At 73.2% G+C, this 538-nt stretch carries 1 protein-coding gene; it reads left to right on the top strand.

Features of this window, described 5'->3' with window-relative positions; genetic code table 11:
* Positions 1-87 precede the first annotated feature (87 nt).
* The coding region (locus LPA54_RS36185; protein WP_228984772.1) for an alcohol dehydrogenase catalytic domain-containing protein at positions 88-538 on the top strand (451 nt) is incomplete at its 3' end.

Here is a 538-nt window from a genome sequence, read left to right as displayed (position 1 = left end):
AGCGGGACACCCGTGGAGCCGAGGCGGAGGGCAGACAGCGGCGCGCACGGCATGAGGCGCCGCGTGATGAGAGGGGCGAGGCGAGCGATGCGTGCACTGACCGTGCGGCCCGGCGAGAAGAATTCCCTGGAGGTGCGGGAGGTGTCCGACCCCGTCCCCGCCGACGGCGAGCTGCTGGTGCGGGGTCTGGCGGTGGGGGTGTGCGGAACGGACAGGGAGATCGTCCGGGGCGAGTACGGCTGGGCCCCGCCGGACCGTGAACGGCTCGTGCTGGGGCACGTGTCCCTCGGGCGGGTGCGGCAGGCGCCGCCCGGCAGCGGCTTCTCGGCCGGTGACCTCGTCGCCGGGGTGGTGCGCCGGCCGGACCCCGAACCGTGCGGGGCCTGCGCCCGTGGGGAGTTCGACATGTGCCGGAACGGCCGCTACACCGAACGCGGCATCAAGGAGATCGACGGTTACGGCGCACAGGCGTGGTGCGTGGAAGCAGACTACGCGGTGAAGCTTGACCCGCGCCTGGAACGCGTCGGCGTGCTCATGG

It is taken from the genome of Streptomyces sp. DH12 (assembly GCF_020873895.1).
Taxonomy (GTDB): domain Bacteria; phylum Actinomycetota; class Actinomycetes; order Streptomycetales; family Streptomycetaceae; genus Streptomyces.
This window is presented reverse-complemented; position numbering and strand designations above follow the sequence as displayed.